The following is a 26192-nucleotide window of genomic DNA, read 5'->3' as shown; positions in this document are numbered from 1 at the left end:
GCCGCCAGGCAGGCGCCGCCCGCACTGCAGCCGGTGGACGGCCACGATCTGTCTCGGGAACGATCAGCGCCGACGGCGGGGCTTCTCCAGAAGCGCCACGGCCTCGACATGCGGCGACCACAGGAACTGGTCGAACGGCGTCACCTTCTTCAACACATAGCCGCCGCCGACGAGGATGCGCAGGTCGCGCGCCAGCGTGGCGGGGTTGCAGGACACCGCGGCGACCAAAGGCACGTTGCTCGACGCGATCTGGCGCGCCTGTGCTTCCGCTCCGGCGCGTGGCGGATCGAAGACCAGGCCACCGAAACGATCGAGTTCCTTGGCGGTCAGGGGACGGCGGAAAAGGTCGCGCCGCTCGGCGGTGACCTTCTTCAGCCCGGCGCCAAAGCGAAAGGCACGGTCGAGCGCCGCCAATGCTGCTCCATCGCTCTCGACCGCGTGCACCTCGGCGACCTGCGCCAGCCGCAAGGCGAAGGTGCCGACGCCCGAAAAGAGATCTGCCAGCCGCTTCGCAGGCGAGAGGTGGCCGGTCACCATCGCCGCCATCGCCTCCTCGATCGCGGCGACCGCCTGCAGGAAGCCGCCCGGCGGCGGCACGAGACCGGTACCACCCGGAGAAAATCCCGGGTCTCTGGCTGCGACCAGGATTTCGCCGTCGAGTGACAGCCGGGCCAGTCCGGCACGCAGCGCGAACTCGACGGCGGCACGGCGCTTCTTTTCCGACGGCCTGCCGGCCCCTTCCAGCGCGACGTCCAGCCCCGCTTCGGACAGGGTCACGGCGACGCGGAACGGCTTGTCGGTCGAACATAGTCCCGTTGCAACCTCACGCAGCATGGGCAGCGCGGCAACGATCGCCGGTTCCAGAATCGGGCATTCGGCGATGTCGATGATCTGGTGCGACTGGGCCCGGTTGTAGCCCAGGATCAGCCCGCCATGCGTTTTTCGGGCCGTCAACGCGGCGCGGCGGCGGCTCGCCGGCTGGCAAGGAACAAGGTTGTCGACGGGCGCTTCGAGCCCGCGATGGTGCAGAGCCTGCACCAGCTTCTCCCGCTTCCAGTCACGATAGGCGGCAGGTGCCAGGTGTTGCAGCACGCAGCCGCCGCATTCGCCGAAATGCCGGCATGCCGGCTCGACGCGGTCGGCCGACGGTTCGAGAACCGCGACGAGGGTGCCGCGATCGCCGGCCACCGCGGCATTGACGAGTTCGCCGGGCAGTGCGAATGGCACATAAACCGGACCACGCTCGCCCTTCGCCACACCGTCGCCCTGGGCAGCGAGTCTTTCAATCCTTAGCGGCGCGCTCATTGGTCCTTGGCCCCGGCCATCAGGAATTCCTGATTGCCGTCGCCGCCGGTGATCGGCGACGGCATGACGCCAAGCGTGCGCCAGCCCGGCCTGGCGTTCAGCCAGTGAGCGAGGCCGTCCGCGATCCTCGCACCCTCGGAAGCTTCGCGCAGCAGACCACCCTTGCCGATGGCGTCGCGGCCGGCTTCGAATTGCGGTTTGACCAGAAACACGCCGCACGCACCGGGCGCGGCAAGGTCGAGCGCCGCAGGCAAGGCCTGCTTAAGCGAGATGAAGCTCAGATCAGCGGCAAGGAAATCAGGCGCCGTTCCCTCGATATCGGCCATCGATAGCGACCGGGCATTGACACCCTCGCAATTCAGAACGCGCGGGTCGCCAGCCAGGCTTTCGTGCAACTGGCCGTGGCCTACATCGACGGCGATGACCCGTCGCGCACCACGTTCGAGCAGGACCTGCGTGAAGCCGCCGGTCGAGGCGCCGATGTCGAGGGCGAGCGCCCCCGCCGGGTCGAGGCCGAAATGGTCGAGCGCGGCGGCAAGCTTCAGCGCCGAACGGGCAACGTAGCGCCGCGCAGGATCGTCAACGGCGATGCTGGCCGTATCGGCAATACGGGCGCCCGGCCGCCGTTCCGTGCTGCCATCGACCGCGACCGTGCCGCGCAAGATGGCATCGCGCGCCCGCGATCGGGTGTCGAAGAATGCGCGCGCGACGAGCAGTTCGTCGAGACGCGTCCTGCCGGCGGGCGTTGCGGGGGCGTTCATCCGCCCTCTTTGGCGAAAGCCGCAAGGCGGCGCAAGCGCCGCCTTGCGGCCGGCGCCGTTACAGCACCTGGTTCAGTTGACTGTCCAGTCGATTGGCTTTGGCTCGCGCGCCCTGGCCAGGCCATCCTCCCAGCCCTTGCCATAGTCGCCGATGGCGCCGGTGGTGCGGCTCAGATCGACGAAGACTGGTTCGTGGCCGATGTCGAAGGTGCCGCGAATGTCGCCTATGCGCTCGGCCAGCAACCGAGCGGCCGCCGCATCGATGTTTCTATCGAAATTCGGGCCCGCGATGGCGGGGGTTGCGAGCGCCAGCAATGCCGCGCACGTCATGATCCGGATTTTCATTGTTTTGCTCCCTGTCCCGGGAGCATGACTATCAAACGCGGCCTAAGATTCGACCAAGCGAAAGGGTAAGCAGCTTACGAAAAAGCAGCGTAAACAGGAGGTTACGAGCCCGCTAAGCGCGTGCGGCGCGCTCGGTGGCGCCGAGCGCCGAAAACACCGTCGTGACGATGCCGGCGCTGTCGAGACCGGCTCTCTCATACATGCGTTCCGGCTTGGCCTGGTCGGTGAACTCGTCGGGCAGAACCAGCGGCCGCACCTTCACCCCGCTCTCAAGCAAGCCCTCGTGCGCCAGGAAGTGCAGGACATGGCTGCCGAAGCCGCCGATCGCCGCTTCCTCGACGGTGATCAGCACTTCATGCTCGCGCGCAAGCCGGGCGACGAGGTCGCGGTCGAGCGGCTTGGCGAAACGCGCATCGGCAACCGTCGTCGAAAGACCGGCAGCGTCGAGTTCCTCCGCGGCGGCGAGGCAATCCTGCAGCCGTGTGCCGAGCGACAAGAGCGCGATCTTGGTGCCCTCGCGCAGGACACGGCCCTTGCCGATCGGCAGCGCGACGCCGCGCTCCGGCATCTCCACGCCGACGCCGTTTCCACGAGGGTAGCGAAAAGCGATCGGACCTTCGCCGTAGTCGACCGCGGTCTTCACCATGTGGCGCAGTTCGGCCTCGTCGGCCGCCGCCATGACCACGAAGCCCGGCAGGGTGGCGAGATAGGTGACGTCGAACGCCCCGCAATGGGTGGCACCGTCGGCGCCGACATAGCCGGCGCGGTCGATCGGGAATCTTACCGGCAGACGCTGGATGGCGATGTCGTGCACGACCTGGTCGTAGGCGCGCTGCAGGAAGGTCGAGTAGATCGCCGCGAAGGGTTTGTAGCCTTCGGTCGCCAGCCCGCCGGCGAAGGTGACGGCATGCTGCTCGGCAATGCCGACATCGAAGGTTCGCGCCGGGAATTCCTTGCCGAAATGATCAAGCCCGGTGCCGCTCGGCATGGCCGCGGTGATGGCGACGATGCGGTCGTCCTCGCGCGCCTCCTGGACCAGACTTTCGGCGAAGACCTTGGTGTAGGACGGCGCGTTGGCGGCCGGCTTGGCCTGGGCGCCGGTGATGACGTCGAACTTGGAGACACCGTGATATTTGTCGCTCGCCGCTTCGGCCGGCGGGTAGCCCTTGCCCTTCTGGGTCACGACGTGGATCAGCACCGGACCGTCGCCATGGTCGCGGACGTTGCGCAACACCGGCACCAGATGCTCCAGGTTGTGGCCGTCGATCGGGCCGATGTGGAAAAAGCCGAGTTCCTCGAACAGCGTGCCGCCGGTGACGTAGCCGCGCGCATGCTCGACCGCCCGGGTAATCGCCTTGTCGGCTGCCTTGCCGAGATAGGAGGTCAGCTTCTTGCCGAAGTCGCGGAAGCCCTGGTAGGTGCGGCCCGACGCCAGCCGCGCCAGATAGGCGCTCATGGCGCCGCTCGGCGGCGCGATCGACATGTCGTTGTCGTTCAGGATGACGATCAGGCGCGCATCGAGTGCGCCGGCATTGTTTAGGGCTTCGTAGGCCATGCCGGCCGACATGGCGCCGTCGCCGATGACGGCGATGACGTTGTTCTTGCCGCCGGCAAGGTCGCGTGCCACCGCCATGCCGAGCCCGGCCGAGATCGAGGTCGAGGAATGGGCGGCGCCGAAGGGATCGTATTCGCTCTCGTCGCGCTTGGTGAAACCCGACAGGCCATCCTCCTGCCGCAGCGTGCGGATGCGTTCGCGCCGACCGGTGAGGATCTTGTGCGGGTAGGCCTGGTGGCCAACATCCCAGATGAGGCGGTCGCGCGGCGTGTCGAAGACATAGTGGATGGCCACCGTGAGTTCGACAACGCCGAGCCCGGCGCCGAGATGGCCGCCGGTCTTGGAAACGGCATCGATCAGTTCGGACCGCAGTTCGTCGGCAAGCTGCGGAAGCTGGTCTTCCGGAACGGCCTTCAGGTCCGAGGGCAACCGGACCCTGTCCAGCAGCGGCGTTTGCGGAGGCGAAATGGTGTTCATTGCATTTTCTTGTCTGACCTATCGGAGATAGGGCCTCGCTTGACGAAAGTAAACGCGCCCAATCAGCGCGGGTCAGGCCTCGGGTAGCGGGATGAACTCTTCCTCGTCGCCCGGCACGATATCGAAGCGGCCCGTGCGCCACTCCTCCTTTGCCTGCTCGATGCGTTCTTTCGATGACGAGACGAAGTTCCACCAGATATGACGCGGCGACCCCAGCGAGGCGCCGCCGAAAAGCATGAAATGCGCGCCCTCTTCGGACGAAACGATGATTTCATCTCCCGGACGCAGCACCAACAGGCGGTCGGCCGGAAAACGGTCGCCGGAAATGATGACAGTGCCGTCAAGCACATAGAGGGCGCGCTCCTCGGCATCGGACGGGATCCTGACGCTTGCGCCCGGCGCCAGGCGGAGATCGGCGTAAAGCGTCTCGGAGGCTGTGCGAACCGGCGATTTCACCCCCTCGAACGCGCCGATAACGATGCGGCCGGTGACACCGTCGGCATCGATCTCCGGAAGGGCGTCCATGGGCGTGTTCTCGAAGACCGGCGCTACCTCCTCGCCGTCGTCGGGAAGCGCGAGCCAGGTCTGCAGGCCGGATAGCGAGCTCGGATGGCCGCGCGTCTCCTCAGGCGAGCGCTCGGAATGGACGATGCCGCGCCCGGCCGTCATCAGGTTCACGTCGCCGGGCTCGATCACCATCTCGGTGCCGAGCGAATCACGGTGCCGGATGCGGCCGTCGAAAAGGTAGGTCACCGTCGCCAGCCCGATATGGGGATGCGGGCGCACGTCGATGGCCTGGTCGGCCCGCAGGATCGCTGGACCCATGCGGTCGAAGAAGATGAACGGCCCGACGAGCCGGCGGCGCGCGGTCGGCAGCGCGCGCCGGACCTCGAAGCCGCCGATGTCACGGGCGCTGGGGATGACCATCAATTCGATGGCATCGCAGGCAAAGGCATCGCCCGGCTTGGGATCGTTTCCTGGAAAGAAGCTCATGGTCAGCCCCGCTTCACTCGTGCATGCTCGAGCATATGCCTGCGCGGGCAGGCCGCATAGCCCGTCAGGCCTGACGGTTCAGGCGAAGCGGGCTGCCGAGCGCGCCCGCGCCTTGGCGGCCTCGAGTTCGCGATCCTTCGGCGGCTGCGCGGTTTCCAGCCCGTCGAGAAGCTCGTGGACGCAGGCGGCGATCCTGTCGACGGCGCGGTCGAAGACCTCCTCGTTGCGCTTCGAAGGCCTGGTCGAGCCGCTCACCTTGCGTACGAATTGCAGTGCGGCTGCGCGAATCTCGTCATCGGTCGCCGGTGGCTCGAAATTATGCAATGTCCTGATATTGCGGCACATGGTGTGCTCCCTTGGTCCGGTTTCCCGCCCCCGGGTTCAATTGCGGTTCACTCACCGTCGAGCGGCTCGACACCCTCGGGCCGCCCCTCGCGCGACAGGCGGATCTTCTCGACCTTCGCCTCTGCGGCCTTGAGCAGCTTTTCGCAATGACGCTTCAGCGCCTCGCCGCGCTCATAGATGGTGATCGACTGCTCGAGCGGCACGTCGCCCTTTTCGAGGTCGTCGACGATACGTTCGAGCGCGGCAAGCGCGTCCTCGAAGCTCATCGCCTTGACGTCCTCGTTGGGCTGTTCCGGCATCTCTCATCCTCTCATCAGGCGTCCGACGTGGGCCGCGACCGACAAGGCCAGTCCCTCGAGGTCGTAACCGCCTTCCAGCAGGCTGACAAGGCGGTTGCCCGCATGTCGGCCTGCGTGGTCCATCAGTTGACCGGTGGCCCAGTCGAAATCCTCTTCCGACAGGTTGATTTCAGCCAGCGGATCACGGTGATGCGCGTCAAATCCCGCCGAAACGATGATCAGGTCGGGCTGGAACGAATCGATCGCCGCCAGAACCCGCGACGAAAACGCCTCCCGGAACACGTCGGCGCCATCGCCGGGCGACAGCGGCGCATTGACGATGTTGCCGGCGCCAGTCTCGTCACGGGCGCCGGTTCCCGGATAGAGCGGCATCTGGTGGGTGGAGCAATAAAGCACGCTCGGATCGTCCCAGAACACGTCCTGGGTGCCGTTGCCGTGGTGAACGTCCCAATCAACGATCGCGACCCGCTCGGCGCCATGCGCCTTTTGCGCGTGGCGGGCGGCGATCGCGGCATTGTTGAAGAGGCAAAAGCCCATGGCGCGATGCTTCTCGGCATGATGGCCCGGCGGCCTAGCGGCGACGAAAACATTGTCGGCCGCACCCGAAAAGACGTCGTCGACGGCCGCGTTGGCGGCGCCGATGGCGGCGAGAGCCGCCTGCCAGCTTTTCGGGCTCACCGAGGTGTCGGCGTCGACGCGCGCGATCCCCTGCTCGGGAATTGCCGCCATGATGGCATCCCGATAGTCCTCGGGATGGGCGTAGAGGATTGTCTCGGCGTCGCCCTCAGGGGCCTCGACGCGATCGAGATCGTCGAAGACATCATGTTCGAGAACCTTGGCGATGGCGCGCAGCCTGTCAGGGCGTTCCGGGTGGCCGGAAGGGGTCAGGTGCTCGAGGAAGATCGGATTGGAATAGACGCGTGTAACCATCCGTTGATCTTAGCGACTGTGACGCGTTTGGCCACCTGCCCCCGCGAATGCGCCAACCGCCGCACACAGGGAATTTCGAGCCGGCGGATTGTCAGGCCGGCGCGGTCCCCCTGCCGGCGGCGCCGGTAACCGCGCCACGGGCCTTGTCGACGAGGTCGCGGAAATGCCGCGAGGCTTCCGCCAGTCGCCGGTCCCATTGGGCATCGGGGGTCTGCCCTTCTATGGTCCGGAAATAGACCGACATCAGTGCTGCGATCGCGAACGGTTCGATCAGGGCCGCCTTCAACGCCAGCGCGAAGACGATGGCGAGCACGAAAGACCACCCGGCGAGTTGGCCCGGCATTGCGTAGAGAATCGCTGCGGCGGGGGCCAGCATGAGCAGGAAAACGACGAAGGTGAGCAGCCACATGAACAGCGCCAGCCAGACCGCGTTCTTGACCATCACCATCGCGTTCTGGGCATAAAGCACCACGCCGTGGCGGGCGGTTTCGAACGGGTTCTGGCTGTCGATGCGGATGTTGTAGCCGAGGATGATCTCGTCGACATAGGTGAGCGACAGGCGGATCACCGTGTTGAGGAACCGCACCAGCCCTTGCAGGCCGGGGATGGGCAGGAAGGCGGCGATGCCGCCGATCAGCCCGGTGACGGCACGTATCGCACCCTTGACGAGCTGGTCGACGACAAAAAGCACGTTTGCCTCGGCGAACCGGTCGGTGACGATGGCGCGCGCATGGGCGATCTGGCCTTGCCCGTCCGGGATTTCGTCGCCGTCGATGAGGCGCACCATCACCGCGATATGGCCGGCCTTGACGATGTAGAGAATGTATTCGCGGATCCAGTAAAGCACGACCGAAACGAGCACGAACCCTGCTGCCCCGCCCCAGAAGGCAAACGTGGCCGGGCCGTCCGAATCCGGCCAGACATGACCGACGCCGTAGCCGACGCCAGCGCCGCCACCCGTCGCGAAGACGTAGGCGACGGTAATGGCGAAATAGACCAGCATCCGCAGGAGGATGAACGGCCATGTGCGGGCCATGATGCCCAGCGTGCGCCCGATGTCGAAATCCCACATGTTGTTTCCGCTCCGCCTCTCGTCCGCCGGTGTCGCGACGGAGCCTATCAGGCGCGCGGCGGCGGGCAACCGCCCTATTGCGGTGCTTCGGCGGCCACTCCGACACGCAACCCTTCGAGCAACGCCCTGAAGGCGGAGATCGCCTTGGCCGAAGTCGCCTCGGGATTGTCGGAATTGGCGATCCACTGCGCGGCGTGCAGCGAGGCGCCGTTGATGAGCCGTGCGGCGGCTTCCGAGTCCACTTCCTCGATGATGCCATCGCGCAGGAAGCGATCGAGGCTCCTTTTCAATGCGGCGATACAGCCGCTCTGGTTGGGCCATTTGTTCGGGTCGCCGAGGACGGCGGGTCCGTCACGATGGACGATGCGCTGTATCTCCGGCTCCAGCGCCATTTCGAGATAGGCGACGCATTCGTCGACGAAACCTTGCCAAGGGGTGGCGCTGCGCGCCGAAACGGCATCGAGGCGGACAGTCATTTCGGCATCGATCTCCGCAATCACAGCCTCCAGCAAACCCTGCTTGCCGCCGAAATGATGGTAGAGCGCGCCGCGCGTCAGTCCCGCCTCGGCGGTGAAGTCGTCCATCGATGCCTCAGCATAACCGACGGTGCCGAACGCCTTGCGGCCGGCCGCAAGCAGCTTGGCCCGGGTTTCGGCGATCATTTCGGTTCTGGGTCTGTGCGCCATCTCTGCACCAATCGACATACGCCTCGTATGCCAATTGACATACGCAGCGTATGAACTTACCTGCCGGTCATACGCCGCGTATGTAAGTCAGGAAGGCGCGGATTTCGAGGAGAAAATCGATGTCGAACCCCTACAGGGAAATCTTCCGCGCTCCCGGCGCCAAGGGATTTGCGGCCGCCGGCTTCATTGCCCGGCTGCCGGTAGCGATGGCGCCGATCGGGATCGTCGCCATGCTGTCGCAGACCCACGGCGAATACTGGCTCGCCGGCGCTGTCTCGGCGACCTTCGCACTGACCAATGCGCTCCTGTCGCCGCAGATATCGCGGCTGGTCGACCGCTTCGGCCAATCGGCAATCGTCACCCCGGCGACGTTGATCTCGGTCGTTGCATTTGCGGCTCTGATGGCAGGCGCCAACCAGGGCTGGCCGACATGGACCTTGTTCCTTTCGGCGCTGTTCGCCGCAACCATGCCTTCCATGCCGGCGATGATCCGGGCGCGCTGGACAGAGCTCTTTCGCAATCGCCCGGAACTGAACACCGCCTTCGCCTTCGAATCGGCGATGGACGAGATGATGTATATTGCCGGCGCCTCGCTGTCGGTCGGGCTTTCGGTGTCGCTGTTCCCGGAGGCCGGCATCCTGGTCAACACTCTTCTGCTGGCCTTCGGCACCGCGGCCTTCATCCTGCAGCGATCGAGCGAGCCGCGCATCGCGCCCGCCGAGCAGCGGGCCACCGGCTCCGCGATCCGGCTGCGCCCGGTACAGATCATCACGCTCGCCCTGATCTTCGTCGGTGCGATCTTCGCCACCGCCGAGGTCAGCGCCGTGGCGATCACCAGGGAACTCGGTCAGCCGGACGCGGCGAGCCTCGTCATCGGCGTCTATGCACTGGGTTCGTTCGTGCTCGGCCTGGTCATCGGCGCGCTCAACCTGACCATGCCCTTGCAGCGGCAGTTCGCGATCGCGCTCGGCGTGATCGCGCTCACCCAGGTGCCGCTGCTGTTCGCCGGCACGGTTCCGTTGCTGGCGCTTGCCGTCTTCCTGAGCGGCGTGGCGATCTCGCCGACCTTCATCACCGCCTTCGGCCTGATCGAGCGCCGCGTGCCGGAATCGATGCTGACGGAGGGTGTCACCTGGGTGATGACCGGCATCGGCATCGGCATGGCACTGGGCGCCTTCGCCGCCGGCTGGGTGGTCGACACGTTCGGTGCGCGCAACGGCTTCTGGGTCTCGGTCGTCGCCGGCGTCGTCGCGCTCGCAACCGCCCTCGTCAGCCAGCGGGCACTGGCGCGGGAGCGTCGCGAAGCCACGCCCGTGGCACTGGCACAGCCGGCCGAATAGGGCAGCAACCGGCCATGTTCGCGAAGCCCCGATCGGCCGATCGGGGCTTCCGCTGTCACAGGATTTCGGTCCGTGCGATGCGGATGCCGAAACCTTCCAGCCCGACATAGTGGCGCTCGCGCGAGGCGATCAGGTTGATCGACGAAATGCCGAGGTCACGCAGGATCTGGGCGCCAAGCCCGATCTCGCGCCACTCGCTTTCGCGCCGCCGCGCCTCCTCGTGGTCCTCGTCGCCAGCCTCGCCGGGCCGAGCACGCACCTGATGGGCAACCCCGACCGAACCTTCGCGCAGATAGACGATGACGCCGCGCTTGCGCTCTGCCATCGCCTTCATCACCCGGACCAGGCTCTCACCCGCCCCGAAAACGTCGTCGACCACGCTCTCGGAATGCAGCCTGACCGGCACCTCCTCGCCGTCGCGAATGTCGCCAAAGACCATCGCCAGATGGTGCATGGGATCCCACGGAAGCGCATAGACATGCGCGGTCGCGGGACCTGCGGGCGTTTCGACGGACAAGCGGTCGATACGTTCGACCAGCGTTTCCTGACGCTGCCGGTAGGCGATGAGATCGGCGACCGAGACCTGCTTCAGGCCATGCTCCCCGGCGAAGGCTGCCACCTGCGGTCCGCGCATGACGGTGCCGTCGTCATTGACCAGTTCGCAGATGACGCCAATCGGCGGCAGCCCTGCAAGCTTGCAGAGGTCGACCGCGGCCTCGGTGTGTCCCGAACGCATGAGTACGCCGCCTTCGCGCGCCACCAGCGGGAAGATGTGACCGGGGCGGACGAAATCGGCGGCACCCGAGTTCGGATTGGCAAGATTACGGACCGTGACCGTGCGGTCGTCGGCGGAAATGCCGGTCGTCGTGCCGTGCTTGTAGTCCACCGACACCGTGAAGGCGGTGGCGTGGGGCGCGTCATTGTCAGCCACCATGGGCGCGAGGTTGAGGCGCCGTGCTTCCTCGCGCGGCATCGGCGCGCAGACGATCCCGGAAGTGTGGCGCACGATGAACGCCATCTTCTCCGGCGTGCAATGCACCGCCGCGACGATCAGGTCGCCCTCATTCTCGCGCCCGTCATCGTCCATGACGACGACGATTTCACCGCGCTCGAAGGCGCGCAGCGCTTCAACGATCTTTTTCTGGTCGTAGGGCATGAGCGGCTCGAACGTTCAGCGACCCGTCTGGCCGCGATGCCTCAGATAATGGTCGGCGATCGTGCAGGCCAGCATGGCCTCCCCGATCGGCACGGCGCGGATGCCGACGCACGGGTCGTGGCGCCCCTTCGTCGTTACCTCGACATTCCGGCCGTCGAGGTCGATCGACTGGCGTGGCGTCAGGATCGACGAGGTCGGCTTGACGGCAAAGCGGGCCACGACCGGCTGCCCGGTCGCAATGCCGCCGAGCACGCCTCCCGCATGGTTGGACAGGAAGATCGGATTGCCGTCATTGCCCATGCGCATCTCGTCGGCGTTCTCCTCGCCGGTGATGCGCGCAGCCTCGAAGCCGTTGCCGATCTCGACGCCCTTGACCGCGTTGATCGACATCAGCGCGGCAGCGATGTCCTGGTCGAGCTTGCCGTAGATCGGCGCGCCGAGACCCGCCGGCACGCCTTCGGCGACGACCTCCACCACCGCTCCCACCGAGGAGCCAGCCTTGCGGATGCCGTCGAGATAGTCGGAGAACACCGCGACCGAGGCGCGGTCGGGCGTGAAGAAGGGGTTTTCGGCATCGTCGACGAAATCCCAGTCCCAGTTGGCGCGGTCGATCGCCTTTTCGCCCATCGAGACCAGCGCGCCGCGCACCTTAAGACCCGGCACGACGCGTCGCGCGACCGCGCCCGCCGCGACGCGCGCCGCCGTCTCGCGTGCCGAGGAGCGACCGCCGCCGCGGTAGTCGCGCAGGCCGTATTTTGCCTGGTAGGTATAGTCGGCGTGACCCGGCCGGAACTGGCGCGCGATCTCGCCATAGTCCTTCGAGCGCTGGTCGACATTTTCGATCAGCATCGAGATCGGCGTACCCGTCGTCACCAGCGTCACCCCATCTTCCTCCGGCAGGACGCCGGACAGAACCCTGACGGCGTCGGGTTCACGCCGCTGGGTGACGAAACGAGACTTGCCGGGCCGGCGACGGTCGAGTTCGTGCTGGATATCGGCTTCGGTGAAGCGAATCCCCGGCGGGCAACCATCGATCACGCAGCCGAGCGCCGGGCCGTGGCTCTCGCCCCAGGTGGTGACGCGGAAGAGATGTCCGAAGGTGTTGTGCGACATTCAGCGGCGACCTATCGGCCGCGACGACGACCGTCGCCGCCTTCTATTGGGCTTTGCGGCGGGGGTCAAACCGTGCCGTCAGGAGATTTAGTTTTGACACATTCGGCGTGTTTCTGATCTTCTCTCTCCGCCCGATCATCGAACCCGCCCGTGAGGCGGGACAAAGGAAAAATGAGGTCCAGGAAATGCGCATGCTCGTACCGGCGCTCGCCGCCCTGTTGCTGATTGCATCACCGGCCGCTGCCGCCAATGCCGAGGGAACGATCACGGCCGTCGACCCCGAGACCCTGACCATCGTTCTCGACGACGGCAAGACCTACAAGCTGCCGGGCGAGATCGACATGTCGGCGATCAAGGAAGGCATCGACATCGTCATCGCCTATGACGTGGTCAACGGCACCAACCTGATCACGGACATGGAAATCTTCGAATAAGGCGCCGCCTGCCTCAAAGCCATTCGAGCCGGTCCTGATCAAGCCGCAAGACCCGATCCTGCGGCACCGTCATCGCGGCCGCCTCGTCGCGTCCGGCGGCGCCGGTCAGCATGAAGATGCAGCGAATGACGCCGCCATGGGTGACGCAGACCGTGTCGCCGGTCAGTTCCGCCAGCCATGACCGCACCCGCCTTGCGAGCACGGCGTAGCTTTCGGCGTTTTCTCCCGGCGGCAGGAAGTCCCATTTGTCGCGTTCGCGCTCGGCGGTCGAGCCCGGCGTCCGCGCCTCGATCTCGGCAGCGGTGAAGCCCTGCCAGTCACCGAAATGGACCTCCAGCAGGCGCACGTCCGTGCGATAGGCACGCGGATCGAGAGCCATCCCGGCCCTGATCAGTTCCATCGTCTCGCGCGTGCGGCGCAGCGGGCTGGCAACGAAACCGAACCGCGCAGGTTCCTCGATCAGGCCGGCAAGGGTGCGGCCGTTTTCGCGCGCCTGGCCTCGTCCGTGAACATTGATGTCGATATCGGCCTGGCCCTGGAAACGCAGTTCCGCGTTCCAGTCGGTCTCACCGTGACGGACGAAATAGACAAGCGGGAACATGGCGGCCACGCTGGCTCGGTGCGTCCGGCCGGGCTCCGGACGGGTGCTAGACGGTGGAGATGTCGGGCGCGTCGACGGCCTTCATGCCGACGACGTGATAACCCGAATCGACGTGGTGGACCTCGCCGGTCACGCCGCGCGACAGATCCGACAGGAAATAGAGCCCGGCATCGCCGACTTCCTCGATCGTCACCGTGCGCTTCAGCGGCGAGTTGTATTCATTCCACTTCAGGATGTAGCGGAAATCACCGATGCCGGAGGCGGCGAGTGTCTTGATCGGTCCGGCCGAGACCGCGTTGACGCGGATGCCGCTGCCGCCGAGGTCGACGGCCAGATAACGCACGCTCGCTTCCAGCGCGGCCTTGGCGACCCCCATGACGTTGTAGTGCGGCATCACCTTCTCGGCGCCGTAATAGGTAAGGGTCAGGATCGACCCGCCTTCGGTCATGAGCGACTCGGCGCGTTTGGCGATCGCGGTCAGCGAATAGACCGAGATGTCCATCGTGCGCTGGAAGTTTTCGCGCGACGTCTCGACATAGCGGCCGTCGAGTTCCTCCTTGTCGGAGAACGCGATCGCGTGAACGAGGAAGTCGAGCTTGCCCCATTTCTGGCGCAGCCCCTCGAAGACGGCATCGACGCTCTCATTCTCGGTCACGTCGCAGTGACCGGCGACGTGAGCGCCCAGTTCCTCGGCCAGCGGCCCGACGCGTTTCCTGAAAGCCTCGCCCTGATAGGTGATGGCAAGCTCGGCGCCCTGGTTGGCACAGGACTTCGCGATTCCCCAGGCGATGGAGCGGTTGTTGGCGACGCCCATGATGAGCCCGCGCTTCCCGGCCATCAAACCGCCTGCACCCGCCATCACGCCTCTCCTGCACTGATCAAATTTCGGGAAGCCTATCGCACAGGCAGCCGATATCGACAAGCCGCGATGCGCTCGGCCTCAGTGCTCCTGCTTGCGGTAGAGCGCCTCGAGCGCCTCGCGCCCGTCTTCGGGCAGCAGGATGCGAACATGCACGAAAAGGTCACCTTCGCCGCCCGACTTCAAAGGCAGGCCGCGACCTTTGAGGCGCAAAACCTTGTCGGAGCCCGACCAGGGCGGAACCGTCACCGCCAGCCGGCCCTTCACGGTTTCCACCGGCTGCTTGGTCCCGAGAACGGCGTCGCGCAGGTCGACGAAAAGATCGGCGTGCAGGTGACGACCCTCGACGCGGTAGCGCGGGTGGCTCTTGAACCGCAGCGTAACCAGCGCGTCGCCGCCCTGTTCGCCCTGCCCCTTGAGCCGGATCGTCTGGCCGTCCTCGACAAAGCGCGGCAGCTTGATGGCGAGCTTGCGGCCGCCCGGCATCAGCGCATGCACATGCGCGCCGGTCGCGGCTTCTTCCAGAGTGACGTCCAGAGCGGTCTTGGTGTCGGCCGCACGCTGCCGCGCACCGGCGCCGCCCGCGGCCGCGCCCGGACCGCGGCGGAAAGCCGAGCCGAACAGTTCGCTGATGATGTCCTCGGCATCGCCAAATCCGCCCGGCCCGCCACCGCTGCGGAACTCGAAATGCGTGGCGCCCGGACCCGCGCCGCCGCGCCGGAAGCCAGCGAACGGGTCGCCATGCGCGCCGCCTTCGAAACCCTGGAAGCGCGGCCGGCCCTCGGCATCGATCTCGCCGCGGTCGAAGGCAGCCCGCTTCTCGGCGTCGCCGACGATTTCGTAGGCCTGGTTGACGGCCGAAAACCGGTCCTTCGAACCGGGATCGTCCGGGTTCTGGTCCGGGTGATATTTCTTGGCGAGCTTGCGGAACGCGGACTTGATGTCCTTGTCGCTCGCGTTCCGCGGCACGCCCAGCACTTCATAGGGATCGCGCATGATGGCTGCCTGTAAAGGAAATCAGTCTCTCTGGCATCCTATATGCATACTGATAGGAAGAAATTCCAGATCGGAGATGCGATTCGCCACGTGCCGACCTTCCGGTGTCAGGACGGCACGAACGAGCGCATCCACCAGGCGCCGCCCTTCGTGAGGCAGGTCTCGCCGTCGTACAGCGCGACACCCTGAAAGTTTTCGCGCGACGCCTTGAAGCGACGGCACATCTGGCCGTCCTTTTCGGCGTCCGCGATGGCGAATATCTCGCCGCGCGCGCCTGTTTCGGGATTGGCCCAGGGCAGCGACGCCGAGCCGAGCGCCTCCGGGTCGGTGGCGCTTACGGCGTTGCGGATGATCGTCTGATCAAGCAGTTCTGCGGGTTCGGAGAATTTGTCGGAGGGCGGCACGCCGCTCGTCTTGATCGACCGGTCCGGCGCCAGCTCGTCAAGCCCCAGTCCGCCGGTCATGCAACCGCCGAGCAGCAGCGAGAGCGGCAAGACGATTGCCGCGACACCCCTGGCGCAACCGAAACCCGGCGGGAATGCTGGGCTGGACGCTTGATCCGGGGACGACAATCCTCCATCTCCTCAACGGGCCGTATCGAAACCGGCGAATGGTCGATTATGAGCGAAACAGGGTTAATGAAGGATGACTTCACGCTGAGCGAGGAGCCGCTGCGGCTGTTCGCCGAGTGGTTGTCGGACGCGGAAAAGAGCGAACCCAACGACCCAAACGCGGTGGCATTGGCGACCGTGGATGCCGACGGGCTGCCGGATGTGAGGATGGTGCTCCTCAAGGGCTTCGACGAGGCCGGCTTCGTCTTCTACACCAATTTCGAAAGCGCCAAGGGCGTCGAAATCCTCGGCTCCATGAAGGCGGCGATGTGCTTCCACTGGAAGTCGCTGCGCCGTCAGGTGCGCGTGCGCGGCCCGGTCGAGGTGGTTTCGGACGAAGAGGCCGACGCCTATTTCGCGTCGCGCCCGCGCGGCAGCCGCATCGGCGCATGGGCTTCGAAGCAGTCGCGGCCACTCGAAAGCCGGTTCGCGCTGGAAAAGGCGGTTGCCGAATACACTGCAAGGCATGCCGTGGGGACGATCCCGCGGCCGGATTACTGGTCCGGTTTCCGCATCAGGCCGCAATCGATCGAGTTCTGGCACGATCGCCCGTTCCGTCTGCACGATCGCGTCGTCTTTGCGGCCGACGGCAAGGGCGGCTGGGCCAAAAAGCGTCTTTATCCGTAGGCTGTTCGCTGCCGGATCGCTATCGGGCGTCGCGCGGTTTTCGTCGCCGCGAGGCCCAGTAGACACCGGCGGCGACGGCCAGCCCGAGGATCGGCCAACGCGCCCAGAAGGTTCCGCTCCACGACAGAAGATTGATGCCGATCAGCCCGGCCCCGATCACGGCGAGGATGGTCAGGGTCCGTTCGCCGGGCCTCGCAGTCCGGGCCCAGTTGAGACCCCCGGCGATGGCAAAACCCAATAGCGGCCAGGCAGCCCAGAAGGTGCCATTCCAACTCGCGATGTTGACCGCCACCAGGCCGGCGCCGATCACGCCGAGAATGGTTGCCGAGCGCCCGAAGGGAAGGCTGTCGGCCAAGGCCTTCCCCGGCGGCGCGTCGGCGCGGCTGGCCGAAGGCGCGTTGCGAGTGGGCGCGGGGTTCTCGGGAGCGGCCGGCGCGCGGCGTGCGCTATCTTCGCCGATCCGGATCGCATAGCTCGGCACGCGCCCGTCGAAATTCTTGACCTCGAGTTCGCCGAGAAAGTCGAAACCGACCGCGACCTTGTTGCGGACCTGATCGTAGACGGTGTTGGAGATCAGGATGCCGCCAGGCGCGGCCTCGGACTGGAGGCGCGCGGCGATGTTGACGCCATCACCGTAGATATCGTCGCCGTCGACGATGACGTCGCCCAGATTGATGCCGATGCGGAAATGCATGCGTTGCTCGCCGGAGCGCGTCTCGTTGCGGCCGGCAAGCTCGTTCTGGACATCGACGGCGGCGCGAACCGCACCGACGACGCTCGGAAACTCGGCGATCAGCCCGTCGCCCCAGGTGTTGACGACACGCCCGCCCTGCGAGGCGATCAGCCTCGACATGGCATCGCGATATTCCTTGAGGGTGGCGAGGGTGCCCTCCTCGTCGGCCTCCATCAGCCGCGAATAGCCCTGAACGTCGGCGGAAAAGACGGTGGTCAGCTTGCGGTGGGTGGTCGGCACGGGATCCAGCAAATCGTCCGGCATTCGATCGTTCCCTGTCGAAAGCAGTCGATACTTTCCGACGGCCAAAAGACCGCCGCGTTTTCGCCGCCCGCAAGGAATGTAGGGAGCCCGAGGCGAAAACGCACGCCCCGGCAGCGTAAAGTTTTATGCCAGGCTTGTGAACGCTGGAGACCACCTCAACCGGAACGCTGCCTCATGCAAGGTGTGCTCAGCCTGCTTTCTTGCGGTTCATGAAGGCGACGAACGCCTCGCGCGCCTCGTCGGATTTGAGCCTGGCGCGGAAATGCGTTCCCTCCTCCTTGATGCGGGCCACGACCTCCTCGCGCGAGCCGCGCATGAGGTCACGCGCAATCTTCAGCGCCTCGGGCGGCTTGGCAGCGATCGAGTCTGCCGCGGCGAGGGCCGCGGACTCAAGTTCTTCCTCGCTCACGACGGCATAGATCAGTCCCGCCTGGCGGGCGCGATCCGCCGAAAAACCTTCGCCCAGCCCGAGCAGCGCAAAGGCCTGCTGGCGACCAAGAACGGCAGGGGCGAGCAGGCTCGATCCCGCCTCCGGCACCAGGCCGAGATCGACGAAGGGCGTCTTGAACTCGGTCCGCGGCGTGGCGAAGGTCAGGTCGCAATGAAGGTTGATCGTGGTGCCGATGCCAACGGCGATACCGTCGACCGCCGACACCAGCGGCTTCTTCGAATTGGCCAGCGCCAGCAGGAAGTCGTAGACCTCCATGCCGCCATCGCCGCCCATGGCCACCGCCATGAAGTCCTGCAGGTCGTTGCCTGAGGAAAACGCGCCCGGCACGCCGAGGATGAGTTGTGCGCGGATCTCCGCATCGTCGTCGCCAGCACTGAGTGCGGCCGCCATCGCGGCATACATGGCCCGGGTGATCGCGTTTTTCTTGTCGGGCCGATTCATGCGGATCACCTGCACGGCGCCGCGGCGGTCGATCTCTACATGTTCGCTCATCGGCTTCGATCCCGTTCTCGGATGGTCAGTTCAATGCGGCGGCAGCTTGGGCCAGGCTCTCGGCGCCTTCGCAGGCGCGCTCGCGCAGTGCCGCCGCCTCGCCGGCAAAATTCTCGCAGAAGAAACGGCAAAGAGCGATCCGGTCCGGCGCCTTCGCCGCGACCGCCCCCCGGCCCAGATACGCCGCACCGGCGGCGATCGCGAAAAGCCGCAGATAGGGCGTGGCGCCCGCCAGCGCGTCGCTCATGCGGCCGTCGGCAAGCAGGCCCTGCATATGCCTTGTCGCGGCCTCCAGTTCGTCAAGGGCGGCGGCGATCTTTTCACCGGAGCGGCCAAACTCGGGTAGGTTGGAGGCACGCACCGCCTCGGCATCGGCGCGCAACTCGGCGATATAGCCCAGCACGTGCTCGCCGCCGGACTGTGGCAGCTTGCGGGTGACGAGGTCGATCGCCTGGATGCCGTTGGTGCCCTCGTAGATCGGCGCGATGCGCGCATCCCGGTAGAGCGCTGCCGCGCCGGTTTCCTCGACATAGCCCATGCCGCCATGCACCTGCACACCGATCGAGGCAACATCGACGCCGACGTCTGTCGACCACGCCTTGGCGACCGGGGTGAGCAGATTGGCGCGCTCCTGCCAGTGCCGTGCATCGTCGCCGCCCTTCGCCCGCGCCATGTCGGTGGCGTGCGCGCAGCTGTACGAGATCAGGCGCGCCGTCGCCGTCAGTGTCTTCATGGTCAGAAGGTTGCGCTGCACGTCGGGGTGCAGAATGATCGGGGCCATGCCCTCGCCATCATGGCCGGGCGCCTTGCCCTGGCGGCGCTCCTGCGCGTAGGCCGTCGCCTTCTGGCAGGCCGCCTCGGCGACCGCCACGCCCTGCATGCCCACCGCCAGGCGAGCGTTGTTCATCATGGTGAACATGCAGGCCAGACCGCGATTCTCCTCCCCGATCAGCCAGCCGACGGCACCCGGTTCGCGATCCTTCGCAAATCCGTCGCCATAGATCATGGTGCAGGTCGGCGAGGCGTGAATGCCGAGCTTTTCCTCGATCGACGAGCAGAAGACATCGTTGCGCGCACCGGGAGCGCCGTTCTCCCCGGGCAGGAATTTCGGCACCAGGAAGAGCGAGATGCCACGCGTCCCGGGCGGTGCGTCGGGCAGGCGCGCCAGCACCAGATGCACGATGTTGTCGGTGAAATCGTGCTCGCCATAGGTGATGAAAATCTTCTGGCCAAAGATGCGGTAGGTGCCGTCTCCGGCGCGCTCGGCGCGCGCGCGCAAGGCGTTGAGATCGGAGCCAGCCTGCGGCTCGGTCAGGTTCATGGTGCCCATCCACTCGCCCGACACCAGTTTCGGCAGGTACAGCGCCTTCAGTTCCTCGCTGGCATGTTTCTCGATCGCGTCAACCGCGCCCATGGTGAGGATAGGGCCGATGCCGAAGGCCATCGAGGCCGAGTTCCACATTTCCAGCGCCGCCACGCCGAGCATGCCCGGCAGGCCCTGGCCGCCATGATCGACCGGCAGCGAAAGCCCGTTCCATCCGCCCTCGACCCAGCGCCGGTAGAGTTCCTTCCAGCCGTCGGGCATGGTCACGGCGGCGTCCTTTAGCACGGCGCCCTTCTCGTCACCGATCCTTGCCAGCGGTGCGACCTCTTCACCGGCGAAGCGGCCGGCCTCGTTCAGGATGGCGTCGACCAGATCGGTGCCGAGTTCCGGGAAAAGGCCGTCATCGATCGCAGCGCGCAGGCCCGCGACCTCGTTGAGGGCAAAGGCAATGTCGTCGACTGGCGCTCGATACATGTCATCCTCCCGGTGGCGCGGCTCGCAGGCTTGCACAGCCTCGCCGGTCAGGGCTAGATTTTTTTGACGTAAACGTCAATTCATCTGGCGACACGGATTGCGATTTGATCGCGAGCGGCGCTAATTGACCAGAGCGCGACGAAAGGCCCCGCGATGCTTGCCCGTCCGGAAAAATTCAGATGTGTCGAATGCGGCTTGCCGTATGACGCCGACGGTTTTCACCGTCACGGGACCGAGGACGGCCCGGCCTACTGGTGCGATCGCGGCGTCCTGTGCTCGCCGCAATGCTCGCTGGCGCATTTTCGCCGCCGCGAGGCGGAAGGCACGCTGCCGACGAGACCGGCGGATGACCCGTTCGACGTTTTCGGTCCGTAGCCGCTCGGATCAGCTGCACTTGTTCTCGCGCTCGATCTCGCGCCAGCCGATGTCACGGCGGCAGAAGCCGTCCGGCCAGTCGATTTTGTCGACAGCGGCATAGGCGCGGTCGCGCGCCTCGCCGACCGAGGGGCCGAGCGCGGTCACGTTGAGCACGCGACCGCCATTGGCGACGATCGTGCCGTCGCTCTCGACCGTACCGGCATGGAAGATTTCGACACTCTCGTCGGACGCGCTGTCGAGGCCGGCGATCACCGCGCCCTTTTGCGGCGTGCCCGGGTAGCCTTTGGCGGCCATCACCACCGTGAGTGCAGCTTCGTCGCGCCAGCGCGCCGACATGTGGCCGAGTTGGCCGTCGGCGGCGGCCTTGAGCAGCACCAGCAGGTCGTCCTTCAGCCGCAGCATCAGCACCTGACATTCAGGATCGCCGAAGCGGACATTGTATTCGATCAGCTTCGGCCCGTCCCTGGTCAGCATCAGGCCGGCGTAAAGCACGCCGACGAAGGGCGTGCCGGCCTCGGCGAGGCCCTTCATCGTCGGCTCGATGATCTCCCGCATCGTCTGTTCGATGATTGCGGGCGTCATGACCGAGGCTGGCGAATAGGCACCCATGCCGCCGGTGTTGGGGCCGGTATCGCCCTCGCCGACCCGCTTGTGGTCCTGCGCGGTGCCGAAAGGCAGCGCCGTCTCGCCGTCGCACAGGCAGAAGAAGCTCGCCTCCTCGCCCTCGAGAAATTCCTCGATGACAACTTCGGCGCCGGCCTCGCCATAGGCGCCCTCGAAGCAGGCATCGACGGCGTCGATCGCTTCATTCAGCGTCATGGCGACGGTGACACCCTTGCCAGCCGCGAGGCCGTCGGCCTTGATGACGATAGGCGCGCCGACATGGCGCAGGTAGGCCTTGGCCTTGGGCGCGTTGTTGAAACGCTCATAGGCGCCGGTCGGGATGCCGTGGCGCGCGCACAGGTCCTTGGTGAAGCCCTTCGAGCCCTCGAGCTGCGCGGCGGCGGCCGACGGTCCGAAGACGGCCACCCCTTCCCGGCGCAGGTCGTCGGCGAGGCCGGCGACCAGCGGCGCCTCGGGGCCGACGACCACGAGTTCGATCGACTTTTCCCGGCAGAAGGCTGCGACGGCGGGGTGATCGGCAATATCGAGCGCAACCAGTTCCGCCTCGCGGGCGATGCCGGGATTGCCCGGGGCGGCATAGAGCCGGGTAAGCATCGGCGAGGCTGCCAGCTTCCATGCAAGCGCGTGCTCGCGTCCGCCCGATCCGATCAGCAAAATGTTCATGGCCGCCTCGCCGCTTGTCCGGAGCCGTTCCGCTATTGGCCGGGACGGCGAAGGTCAAGAGCGGAGGGGCCGCATGGCCCGTCAAGCTGCTGTCGGAAACCGGGCCGCATAGGGCTCCGGCGGCAGCCGGGTTGAATTCGCCAGATAGGAGACCATACGGTAGAAGCCGGCGAGCATCAGCACCTCCAGGCAGGCCTCGTCACCGAAAAGCGAAGAGAACTCGGCCCACAATTCCGCATCGACATTCGCCTGCGCGTGCAGCGTATCGCAGATCCTTATCAGCACACGCTCGGATGTCTCCTCCCAGCAGGGATCGTCGGCGTTGCCGTGTACCAGCGAATGAAGCTCAGGCCCGGTGAGCCCCGCACGCGCGGCGAACAGAGTGACATGGACGCCCCATTCATATTCGCAGCGGCAGCTGGCGGTGACCCGGTCGATGACGATCTCGCGGTGGCGCAACGAAAGATTGCCCTTGTCGAGAAGCCCACCATCCATGAAGCGCGTGAAAAGGCGTTCGTCACGGGCGAGCATGGTGAACAAGCGAAGCGGCGGCACACCGGGCGGCATCAACTGATCGAACCGCGACTGGACGGCTTCGGGAAACGGCGGAACCGCCGAGCCTACGCGTGCTGACATTTGGGTTTTCCTGCTATAAAAACGATAGCATAAAACACCTTTGCTACGGATTCAATAGCATGAAGAAGACGCCCCTCCCCGGCGGTCCGGTTCGCGGTTCGGCTTCCGGCCGTCCGATCATGGCTTTGCTCGACCTCCTGGGCCGGCGCACGCAGTTGCGGGTGTTGTGGGAGCTTTCCGGTGGCCCGCTCAAGTTCCGTCCGCTTCAGGACGCGGCAGGGACCAGCCCCGGCGTCCTCAACGCAAGGCTGGCAGAACTGCGCGAAGCGCGACTGGTCGAACGCAGCGCCGACGGCTACCTGCTGACGGAGCAGGGCCGAAGCCTTGCGGCCCATCTCCTGCCGCTGATGCGCTGGTCACAGGATTGGGCCGAGGCGCTGGCCTCGGACGATTCGTCTCCTTGACGCCCCCGTCAGCCCCTGTCACTTGACCGGCATGGACGACATCCAGAGCAGACAGGCGCGCGGGCGCGTCTTCGACGCGCCGACGGGGCATTGGGTTTACCGCGTCCTGCCGCGCACCCTGTGGCCCTATGCGCAACTGGCGCGGTGGGACCGGCCCATCGGCTGGCAGTTGCTGCGCTGGCCCTGCTGGTGGTCGGCGGCGCTGGCCGCGACGGCGTTCCCGCAGCGGGGCGAGCCGCTTTTGTCGCTGCTGCCCGACCCGTGGCATCTGGTGCTGTTCCTGATCGGCGCGATGGCGATGCGCGGCGCCGGCTGCACCTATAACGACCTCGCCGACGAGGACATCGACGCGCAGGTCGAGCGCACCCGCTCGCGGCCGCTGCCGGCCGGGCAGGTGAGCCGGCGCCAGGCCTGGGTGTTCCTGCTGCTTCAGGCGCTGGTCGGCCTGGTCGTGCTGCTGCAATTCAACGGCTTCGCGATCCTCGTCGGCCTCGCCTCGCTTGTCGTGGTCGCGGTCTATCCCTTCATGAAACGCATCACCGACTGGCCGCAATTCGTGCTCGGCCTTGCCTTCTCATGGGGGGCGCTGATGGGCTGGGCCGCCGTCTTCGGGCGCATCGACACGCCGGCGCTGCTGCTTTATGCCGGCTCGATCCTGTGGGTGATCGGCTACGACACAATCTACGCGCACCAGGACAAGGAGGACGACGCCATCGTCGGCGTACGTTCGACGGCGCGGCTGTTCGGCGACAACACCAAGACCTGGCTGTCGGTGCTCTACGGCGGGGCGCTGGGGCTGATGGCGGCGGCATGCGCGGCCGCCGACGCACCACTGCCGGCGCTCGCCGGGCTGTGCGCGGCCGCCGTCCACATGACCCGGCAGATCCGGGTGCTCGACATCGACGACGGGCCGCAATGCCTGCGGCTGTTCAAGTCCAACAACATGGTCGGCTGGCTGATCTTCGCGGGCTTCGTCGGCGCCGGCCTGTGGGCCTGGCTCAGCCCGCTTTTCTGAGGCGCACCAGAGCTATCTTCGGGCGATGATTTCCTCGCCGTCGACCACCAGGCGCACGCCAAGCTCGCCGGTCTTGCGGCGGGCAAGGAAGCGCGGGCGGCGCGGCTCGGAACAGCTGCGCTTGCGCCGCTGCTGGGGCTTGCGGTGCGCGGTGCTGAGCGATTCCTCCAGCGTGCGGGCGATGCCGTCAGCCTCGATCAGCAGCATCGGCAGGTTGTAGGCCTCGGCCCAGGCACGCCAGTCGGCGGCGATGTCGTCGAGATCGTGCGCGACCAGCAGCGGCACGCAAAGCATCGGATCGGCATGCATCAGTTCGAGCGTAACGGTGACATTGCCGTCCTCGTCCTCGATGGCGCGGGCGGCCACGCCCTTGAACGCACGCGCTGGCAGAGCGATCGTCATCGGCAGGCGCGACTGCGACAGCGTGCGCTTCATGACCGCGCCGCGCTTGTCGATCTTGACGGTGACCTCGCCATAGTCGTCACGCGCGGCGTAACTTGCCACCTGCGGGAGCCTGAACGGGTCGAGCCGCATGTCGCGGCCGGCCCATACCGGGTTCGTGACCGTGTTCATCAATATGCCTTCCTGCAACGCCTGAGAGCCGTCTTTGCGGTCCTCGCGGGCCGGTTATCCGGCCTCGTTATGTTTCCAGGCTAGCGCGCCGACCTTACCGCCGCGCTTAAGAAGTTGGGTTAAATTTTGCTGATGTGACAGATGGTTATCGGAATGCAACCGAAGGTTACGAACCCGCAATCTGTATGGACGAGGCGTGAACGCCGAAAGCCCGGAGCCTAGAACAGCTTGCCCGGATTCATGATCCCGGCCGGGTCGAAGGCACGGCGGATGCGACGCATCAGTTCGGTCGCCACCGGCGGCGCGGTGGCCACCAGTTCGTCGCGCTTCATCTGGCCAATGCCATGTTCGGCCGAGATCGAGCCGCCGAACGACCGCACCACGTCGTGAACGATATCGTTGATCTCGCGGTAGCGCGCCTTGAAGGCCTCGTCCGGCGGTCCCGGCGGCTGAGAGATGTTATAATGCAGATTGCCGTCGCCCATGTGGCCGAAGGTGACCAGCCTCGCCCCCGGCGCCGCGGCGAGAACCGCCTGCCCCGCTCTGTCGATGAAGGCCGGAATGTCGGCGACCGGCACCGAGATGTCGTGCTTGATCGAAACGCCCTCCGGACGCTGGGACTCCGACATCGTCTCGCGCAGCCGCCAGAACGCCGCTGCCTGGGCGAGATTTTCCGCGATCACCGCGTCGGCGATCAGGCCCTGTTCCAGTCCGCCGCCGAGCACGTCCTCGATGAGGGCGCGCGCATCCTCGGGCGAACGGCCCGAGGAGATTTCCATCAGCACGTACCAGTCGTGCTCGCCGGCAAGCGGCGCGATGTTGCCCGCAACGTGGCGCGAGGCGAACTCGACTGCGACCCTGGCGCAGAGTTCGAAGCCTGTCAGGGCACTGCCCGCCTTTTCCAGCGCCTGCCCGAACAGCGTCAGCGCATCCCGCGGGGAGGCGATCCCCAGCCAGGCAACCTCCAGGCCCTTCGGCTTTGGGAAAAGCTTCAGCACCGCGGCCGTGATGATGCCGAGCGTGCCCTCGGCGCCGATGAAAAGGTCCTTCAGGTCGTAGCCGGTATTGTCCTTCGTCAGCTTGCGCAGATCGTCGAGCACCTCGCCGGTCGGCAACACCACTTCGAGCCCGAGGCAGAGGTCGCGGGCATTGCCATAGGCCAGCACACCGGTGCCGCCGGCGTTGGAAGAAAGGTTGCCGCCGATCTGGCAACTGCCCTGCGAGCCGAGCGAAAGCGGAAACAGCCGGTCGGCGGCGTCGGCCTCCTCCTGGACATGCTGCAGGATGACGCCGGCCTCCACCGTCATCGTGTTGGAGGCAAGGTCGACCTCGCGGATGCGATTGAGGCGCGACAGCGACAGCACCACCTGGCGACCGTTCCGATCCGGCATCTGGCCGCCGACGAGGCCGGTATTGCCGCCCTGCGGCACGATCGGCGTGCCGGTCTCGCTGGCAAGCGCCATGATGCGTGACACCTCCTCGACGCTTCCTGGCCGCAGCACCAGTTCCGTGCGGCCGGGAAACAGGCCGCGCAATTCGCTGACATGAGGCGCGATTTCGTGGGCCGCCCGCAGCGCGTACCTTTCGCCTACGATCTCGGCAAAACGTTCGGCAAGGACCGGCGGCAGGTGAGGCGCTTCGTCGTTCATGGCCGCA

The 26192-nt window shown here is 66.1% G+C and carries 29 protein-coding genes; 6 read left to right on the top strand and 23 right to left on the bottom strand.

The features are described 5' to 3' along the window. Positions 1–63 precede the first annotated feature (63 nt). The 10 genes from FQ775_RS01460 to FQ775_RS01415 all read right to left on the bottom strand — a co-directional run bounded on the left by FQ775_RS01460 (position 64) and on the right by FQ775_RS01415 (position 8768). Positions 64–1305, bottom strand: a complete 1242-nt coding sequence (locus FQ775_RS01460) for a class I SAM-dependent RNA methyltransferase (RefSeq protein WP_146299145.1) — start codon at positions 1303–1305, stop codon at positions 64–66. Beyond that, positions 1302–2066, bottom strand: a complete 765-nt coding sequence (locus FQ775_RS01455; protein WP_146299144.1) for a TlyA family RNA methyltransferase — start codon at positions 2064–2066, stop codon at positions 1302–1304. The genes FQ775_RS01460 and FQ775_RS01455 overlap by 4 nt, the downstream gene beginning before the upstream one ends. Before the next feature lie 72 nt (positions 2067–2138). Continuing rightward, entirely contained in the window at positions 2139–2411 is a 273-nt protein-coding gene (locus tag FQ775_RS01450) for a hypothetical protein (protein WP_146299143.1), read from the bottom strand. 112 nt (positions 2412–2523) lie between these two features. Then, a complete protein-coding gene (gene dxs, locus FQ775_RS01445; RefSeq protein WP_146299142.1) occupies positions 2524–4443 on the bottom strand; it encodes a 1-deoxy-D-xylulose-5-phosphate synthase in 1920 nt (639 codons plus the stop codon). Positions 4444–4515: 72 nt separating this feature from the next. Then, a complete protein-coding gene (locus FQ775_RS01440; protein WP_146299141.1) occupies positions 4516–5436 on the bottom strand; it encodes a pirin family protein in 921 nt (306 codons plus the stop codon). A gap of 78 nt (positions 5437–5514) precedes the next feature. Then, positions 5515–5781, bottom strand: coding sequence for a DUF2277 domain-containing protein (locus FQ775_RS01435; RefSeq protein ID WP_146299140.1), 267 nt, complete (start codon positions 5779–5781; stop codon positions 5515–5517). Positions 5782–5828: 47 nt separating this feature from the next. Continuing rightward, a complete protein-coding gene (locus FQ775_RS01430; protein ID WP_146299139.1) occupies positions 5829–6080 on the bottom strand; it encodes an exodeoxyribonuclease VII small subunit in 252 nt (83 codons plus the stop codon). A gap of 3 nt (positions 6081–6083) precedes the next feature. After that, complete coding sequence (locus FQ775_RS01425; RefSeq protein WP_146299138.1) at positions 6084–7010, bottom strand: histone deacetylase family protein; 927 nt, start codon at positions 7008–7010, stop codon at positions 6084–6086. Between the two features lie 91 nt (positions 7011–7101). After that, on the bottom strand, positions 7102–8082 hold the full coding sequence (locus FQ775_RS01420; RefSeq protein WP_146299137.1) for a hypothetical protein: 981 nt from the start codon (positions 8080–8082) through the stop codon (positions 7102–7104). A 74-nt stretch (positions 8083–8156) separates the two neighbouring features. Continuing rightward, complete coding sequence (locus FQ775_RS01415; RefSeq protein ID WP_146299136.1) at positions 8157–8768, bottom strand: TetR/AcrR family transcriptional regulator; 612 nt, start codon at positions 8766–8768, stop codon at positions 8157–8159. Between the two features lie 119 nt (positions 8769–8887). Between FQ775_RS01415 and FQ775_RS01410 the strand changes: the two genes are divergently transcribed. Next, positions 8888–10108, top strand: coding sequence for an MFS transporter (locus FQ775_RS01410; RefSeq protein WP_146299135.1), 1221 nt, complete (start codon positions 8888–8890; stop codon positions 10106–10108). Between the two features lie 55 nt (positions 10109–10163). On the opposite strand, the gene ribB is transcribed toward FQ775_RS01410, so the two are convergent. Then, a complete protein-coding gene (ribB, locus tag FQ775_RS01405) occupies positions 10164–11264 on the bottom strand; it encodes a 3,4-dihydroxy-2-butanone-4-phosphate synthase (RefSeq protein ID WP_146299134.1) in 1101 nt (366 codons plus the stop codon). A gap of 15 nt (positions 11265–11279) precedes the next feature. Next, complete coding sequence (aroC, locus tag FQ775_RS01400) at positions 11280–12377, bottom strand: chorismate synthase (protein WP_146299133.1); 1098 nt, start codon at positions 12375–12377, stop codon at positions 11280–11282. Between the two features lie 191 nt (positions 12378–12568). Between aroC and FQ775_RS01395 the strand changes: the two genes are divergently transcribed. Beyond that, entirely contained in the window at positions 12569–12811 is a 243-nt protein-coding gene (locus FQ775_RS01395; protein ID WP_432420037.1) for a DUF1344 domain-containing protein, read from the top strand. 13 nt (positions 12812–12824) lie between these two features. Here the strand turns inward: FQ775_RS01395 and FQ775_RS01390 are convergent, their stop codons facing one another. The 4 genes from FQ775_RS01390 to FQ775_RS01375 all read right to left on the bottom strand — a co-directional run bounded on the left by FQ775_RS01390 (position 12825) and on the right by FQ775_RS01375 (position 15761). Next, positions 12825–13412 carry a histidine phosphatase family protein gene (locus tag FQ775_RS01390; RefSeq protein ID WP_146301894.1) on the bottom strand — a complete coding sequence of 196 codons (588 nt, stop codon included), beginning with the start codon at positions 13410–13412 and terminating at the stop codon, positions 12825–12827. 46 nt (positions 13413–13458) lie between these two features. Beyond that, the gene (gene fabI, locus FQ775_RS01385; RefSeq protein ID WP_146299131.1) at positions 13459–14271 is read right to left on the bottom strand and encodes an enoyl-ACP reductase FabI; all 813 of its coding nucleotides are present in this window, start codon (positions 14269–14271) and stop codon (positions 13459–13461) included. Positions 14272–14352: 81 nt separating this feature from the next. Then, positions 14353–15267, bottom strand: a complete 915-nt coding sequence (locus FQ775_RS01380) for a DnaJ C-terminal domain-containing protein (RefSeq protein WP_146299130.1) — start codon at positions 15265–15267, stop codon at positions 14353–14355. Between the two features lie 107 nt (positions 15268–15374). Beyond that, positions 15375–15761 carry an RT0821/Lpp0805 family surface protein gene (locus FQ775_RS01375; protein ID WP_146299129.1) on the bottom strand — a complete coding sequence of 129 codons (387 nt, stop codon included), beginning with the start codon at positions 15759–15761 and terminating at the stop codon, positions 15375–15377. 126 nt (positions 15762–15887) lie between these two features. On the opposite strand from FQ775_RS01375, the gene pdxH reads away from it, so the two are divergent. Continuing rightward, positions 15888–16505: a pyridoxamine 5'-phosphate oxidase gene (gene pdxH / locus FQ775_RS01370; RefSeq protein ID WP_146301893.1), complete on the top strand. Its 618-nt coding sequence runs from the start codon at positions 15888–15890 to the stop codon at positions 16503–16505. 19 nt (positions 16506–16524) lie between these two features. Here pdxH and FQ775_RS01365 read toward each other — a convergent pair whose 3' ends face one another. The 3 genes from FQ775_RS01365 to FQ775_RS01355 all read right to left on the bottom strand — a co-directional run bounded on the left by FQ775_RS01365 (position 16525) and on the right by FQ775_RS01355 (position 20243). Then, positions 16525–17478 (bottom strand): adenylate/guanylate cyclase domain-containing protein, encoded by a 954-nt coding sequence (locus tag FQ775_RS01365; protein WP_146301892.1) that lies wholly within the window; start codon positions 17476–17478, stop codon positions 16525–16527. Between the two features lie 211 nt (positions 17479–17689). Then, a complete protein-coding gene (locus FQ775_RS01360; RefSeq protein ID WP_146299128.1) occupies positions 17690–18445 on the bottom strand; it encodes a crotonase/enoyl-CoA hydratase family protein in 756 nt (251 codons plus the stop codon). A 25-nt stretch (positions 18446–18470) separates the two neighbouring features. Next, positions 18471–20243 carry an acyl-CoA dehydrogenase family protein gene (locus FQ775_RS01355; protein ID WP_146299127.1) on the bottom strand — a complete coding sequence of 591 codons (1773 nt, stop codon included), beginning with the start codon at positions 20241–20243 and terminating at the stop codon, positions 18471–18473. Positions 20244–20396: 153 nt separating this feature from the next. Here FQ775_RS01355 and FQ775_RS01350 point away from each other — a divergent pair, with 153 nt between their 5' ends. Continuing rightward, positions 20397–20618, top strand: coding sequence for a hypothetical protein (locus FQ775_RS01350; RefSeq protein ID WP_146299126.1), 222 nt, complete (start codon positions 20397–20399; stop codon positions 20616–20618). Between the two features lie 9 nt (positions 20619–20627). Here the strand turns inward: FQ775_RS01350 and purD are convergent, their stop codons facing one another. Together purD and FQ775_RS01340 are read right to left on the bottom strand one after the other, a co-directional pair. After that, complete coding sequence (gene purD / locus FQ775_RS01345) at positions 20628–21908, bottom strand: phosphoribosylamine--glycine ligase (protein ID WP_146299125.1); 1281 nt, start codon at positions 21906–21908, stop codon at positions 20628–20630. A gap of 81 nt (positions 21909–21989) precedes the next feature. Then, positions 21990–22544, bottom strand: a complete 555-nt coding sequence (locus FQ775_RS01340) for a carboxymuconolactone decarboxylase family protein (RefSeq protein ID WP_146299124.1) — start codon at positions 22542–22544, stop codon at positions 21990–21992. 59 nt (positions 22545–22603) lie between these two features. Between FQ775_RS01340 and FQ775_RS01335 the strand changes: the two genes are divergently transcribed. Beyond that, the gene (locus FQ775_RS01335) at positions 22604–22948 is read left to right on the top strand and encodes a winged helix-turn-helix transcriptional regulator (RefSeq protein ID WP_146299123.1); all 345 of its coding nucleotides are present in this window, start codon (positions 22604–22606) and stop codon (positions 22946–22948) included. 31 nt (positions 22949–22979) lie between these two features. Then, positions 22980–23963 (top strand): 4-hydroxybenzoate octaprenyltransferase, encoded by a 984-nt coding sequence (ubiA, locus tag FQ775_RS01330; RefSeq protein WP_146299122.1) that lies wholly within the window; start codon positions 22980–22982, stop codon positions 23961–23963. Positions 23964–23975: 12 nt separating this feature from the next. Here the strand turns inward: ubiA and FQ775_RS01325 are convergent, their stop codons facing one another. Both FQ775_RS01325 and FQ775_RS01320 read right to left on the bottom strand, forming a co-directional pair. Then, positions 23976–24536, bottom strand: a complete 561-nt coding sequence (locus tag FQ775_RS01325) for a DUF6101 family protein (RefSeq protein WP_146299121.1) — start codon at positions 24534–24536, stop codon at positions 23976–23978. A 218-nt stretch (positions 24537–24754) separates the two neighbouring features. Continuing rightward, entirely contained in the window at positions 24755–26185 is a 1431-nt protein-coding gene (locus FQ775_RS01320; protein WP_146299120.1) for an FAD-binding oxidoreductase, read from the bottom strand. Between the last annotated feature and the right edge of the window lie 7 nt (positions 26186–26192).

The organism is Nitratireductor mangrovi, from assembly GCF_007922615.2.
In the GTDB taxonomy this organism is placed as follows: domain Bacteria; phylum Pseudomonadota; class Alphaproteobacteria; order Rhizobiales; family Rhizobiaceae; genus Mangrovimarina; species Mangrovimarina mangrovi.
Note: the sequence above shows the minus strand (reverse complement) of the source record. Positions and strands in the feature narration are given on the sequence as shown.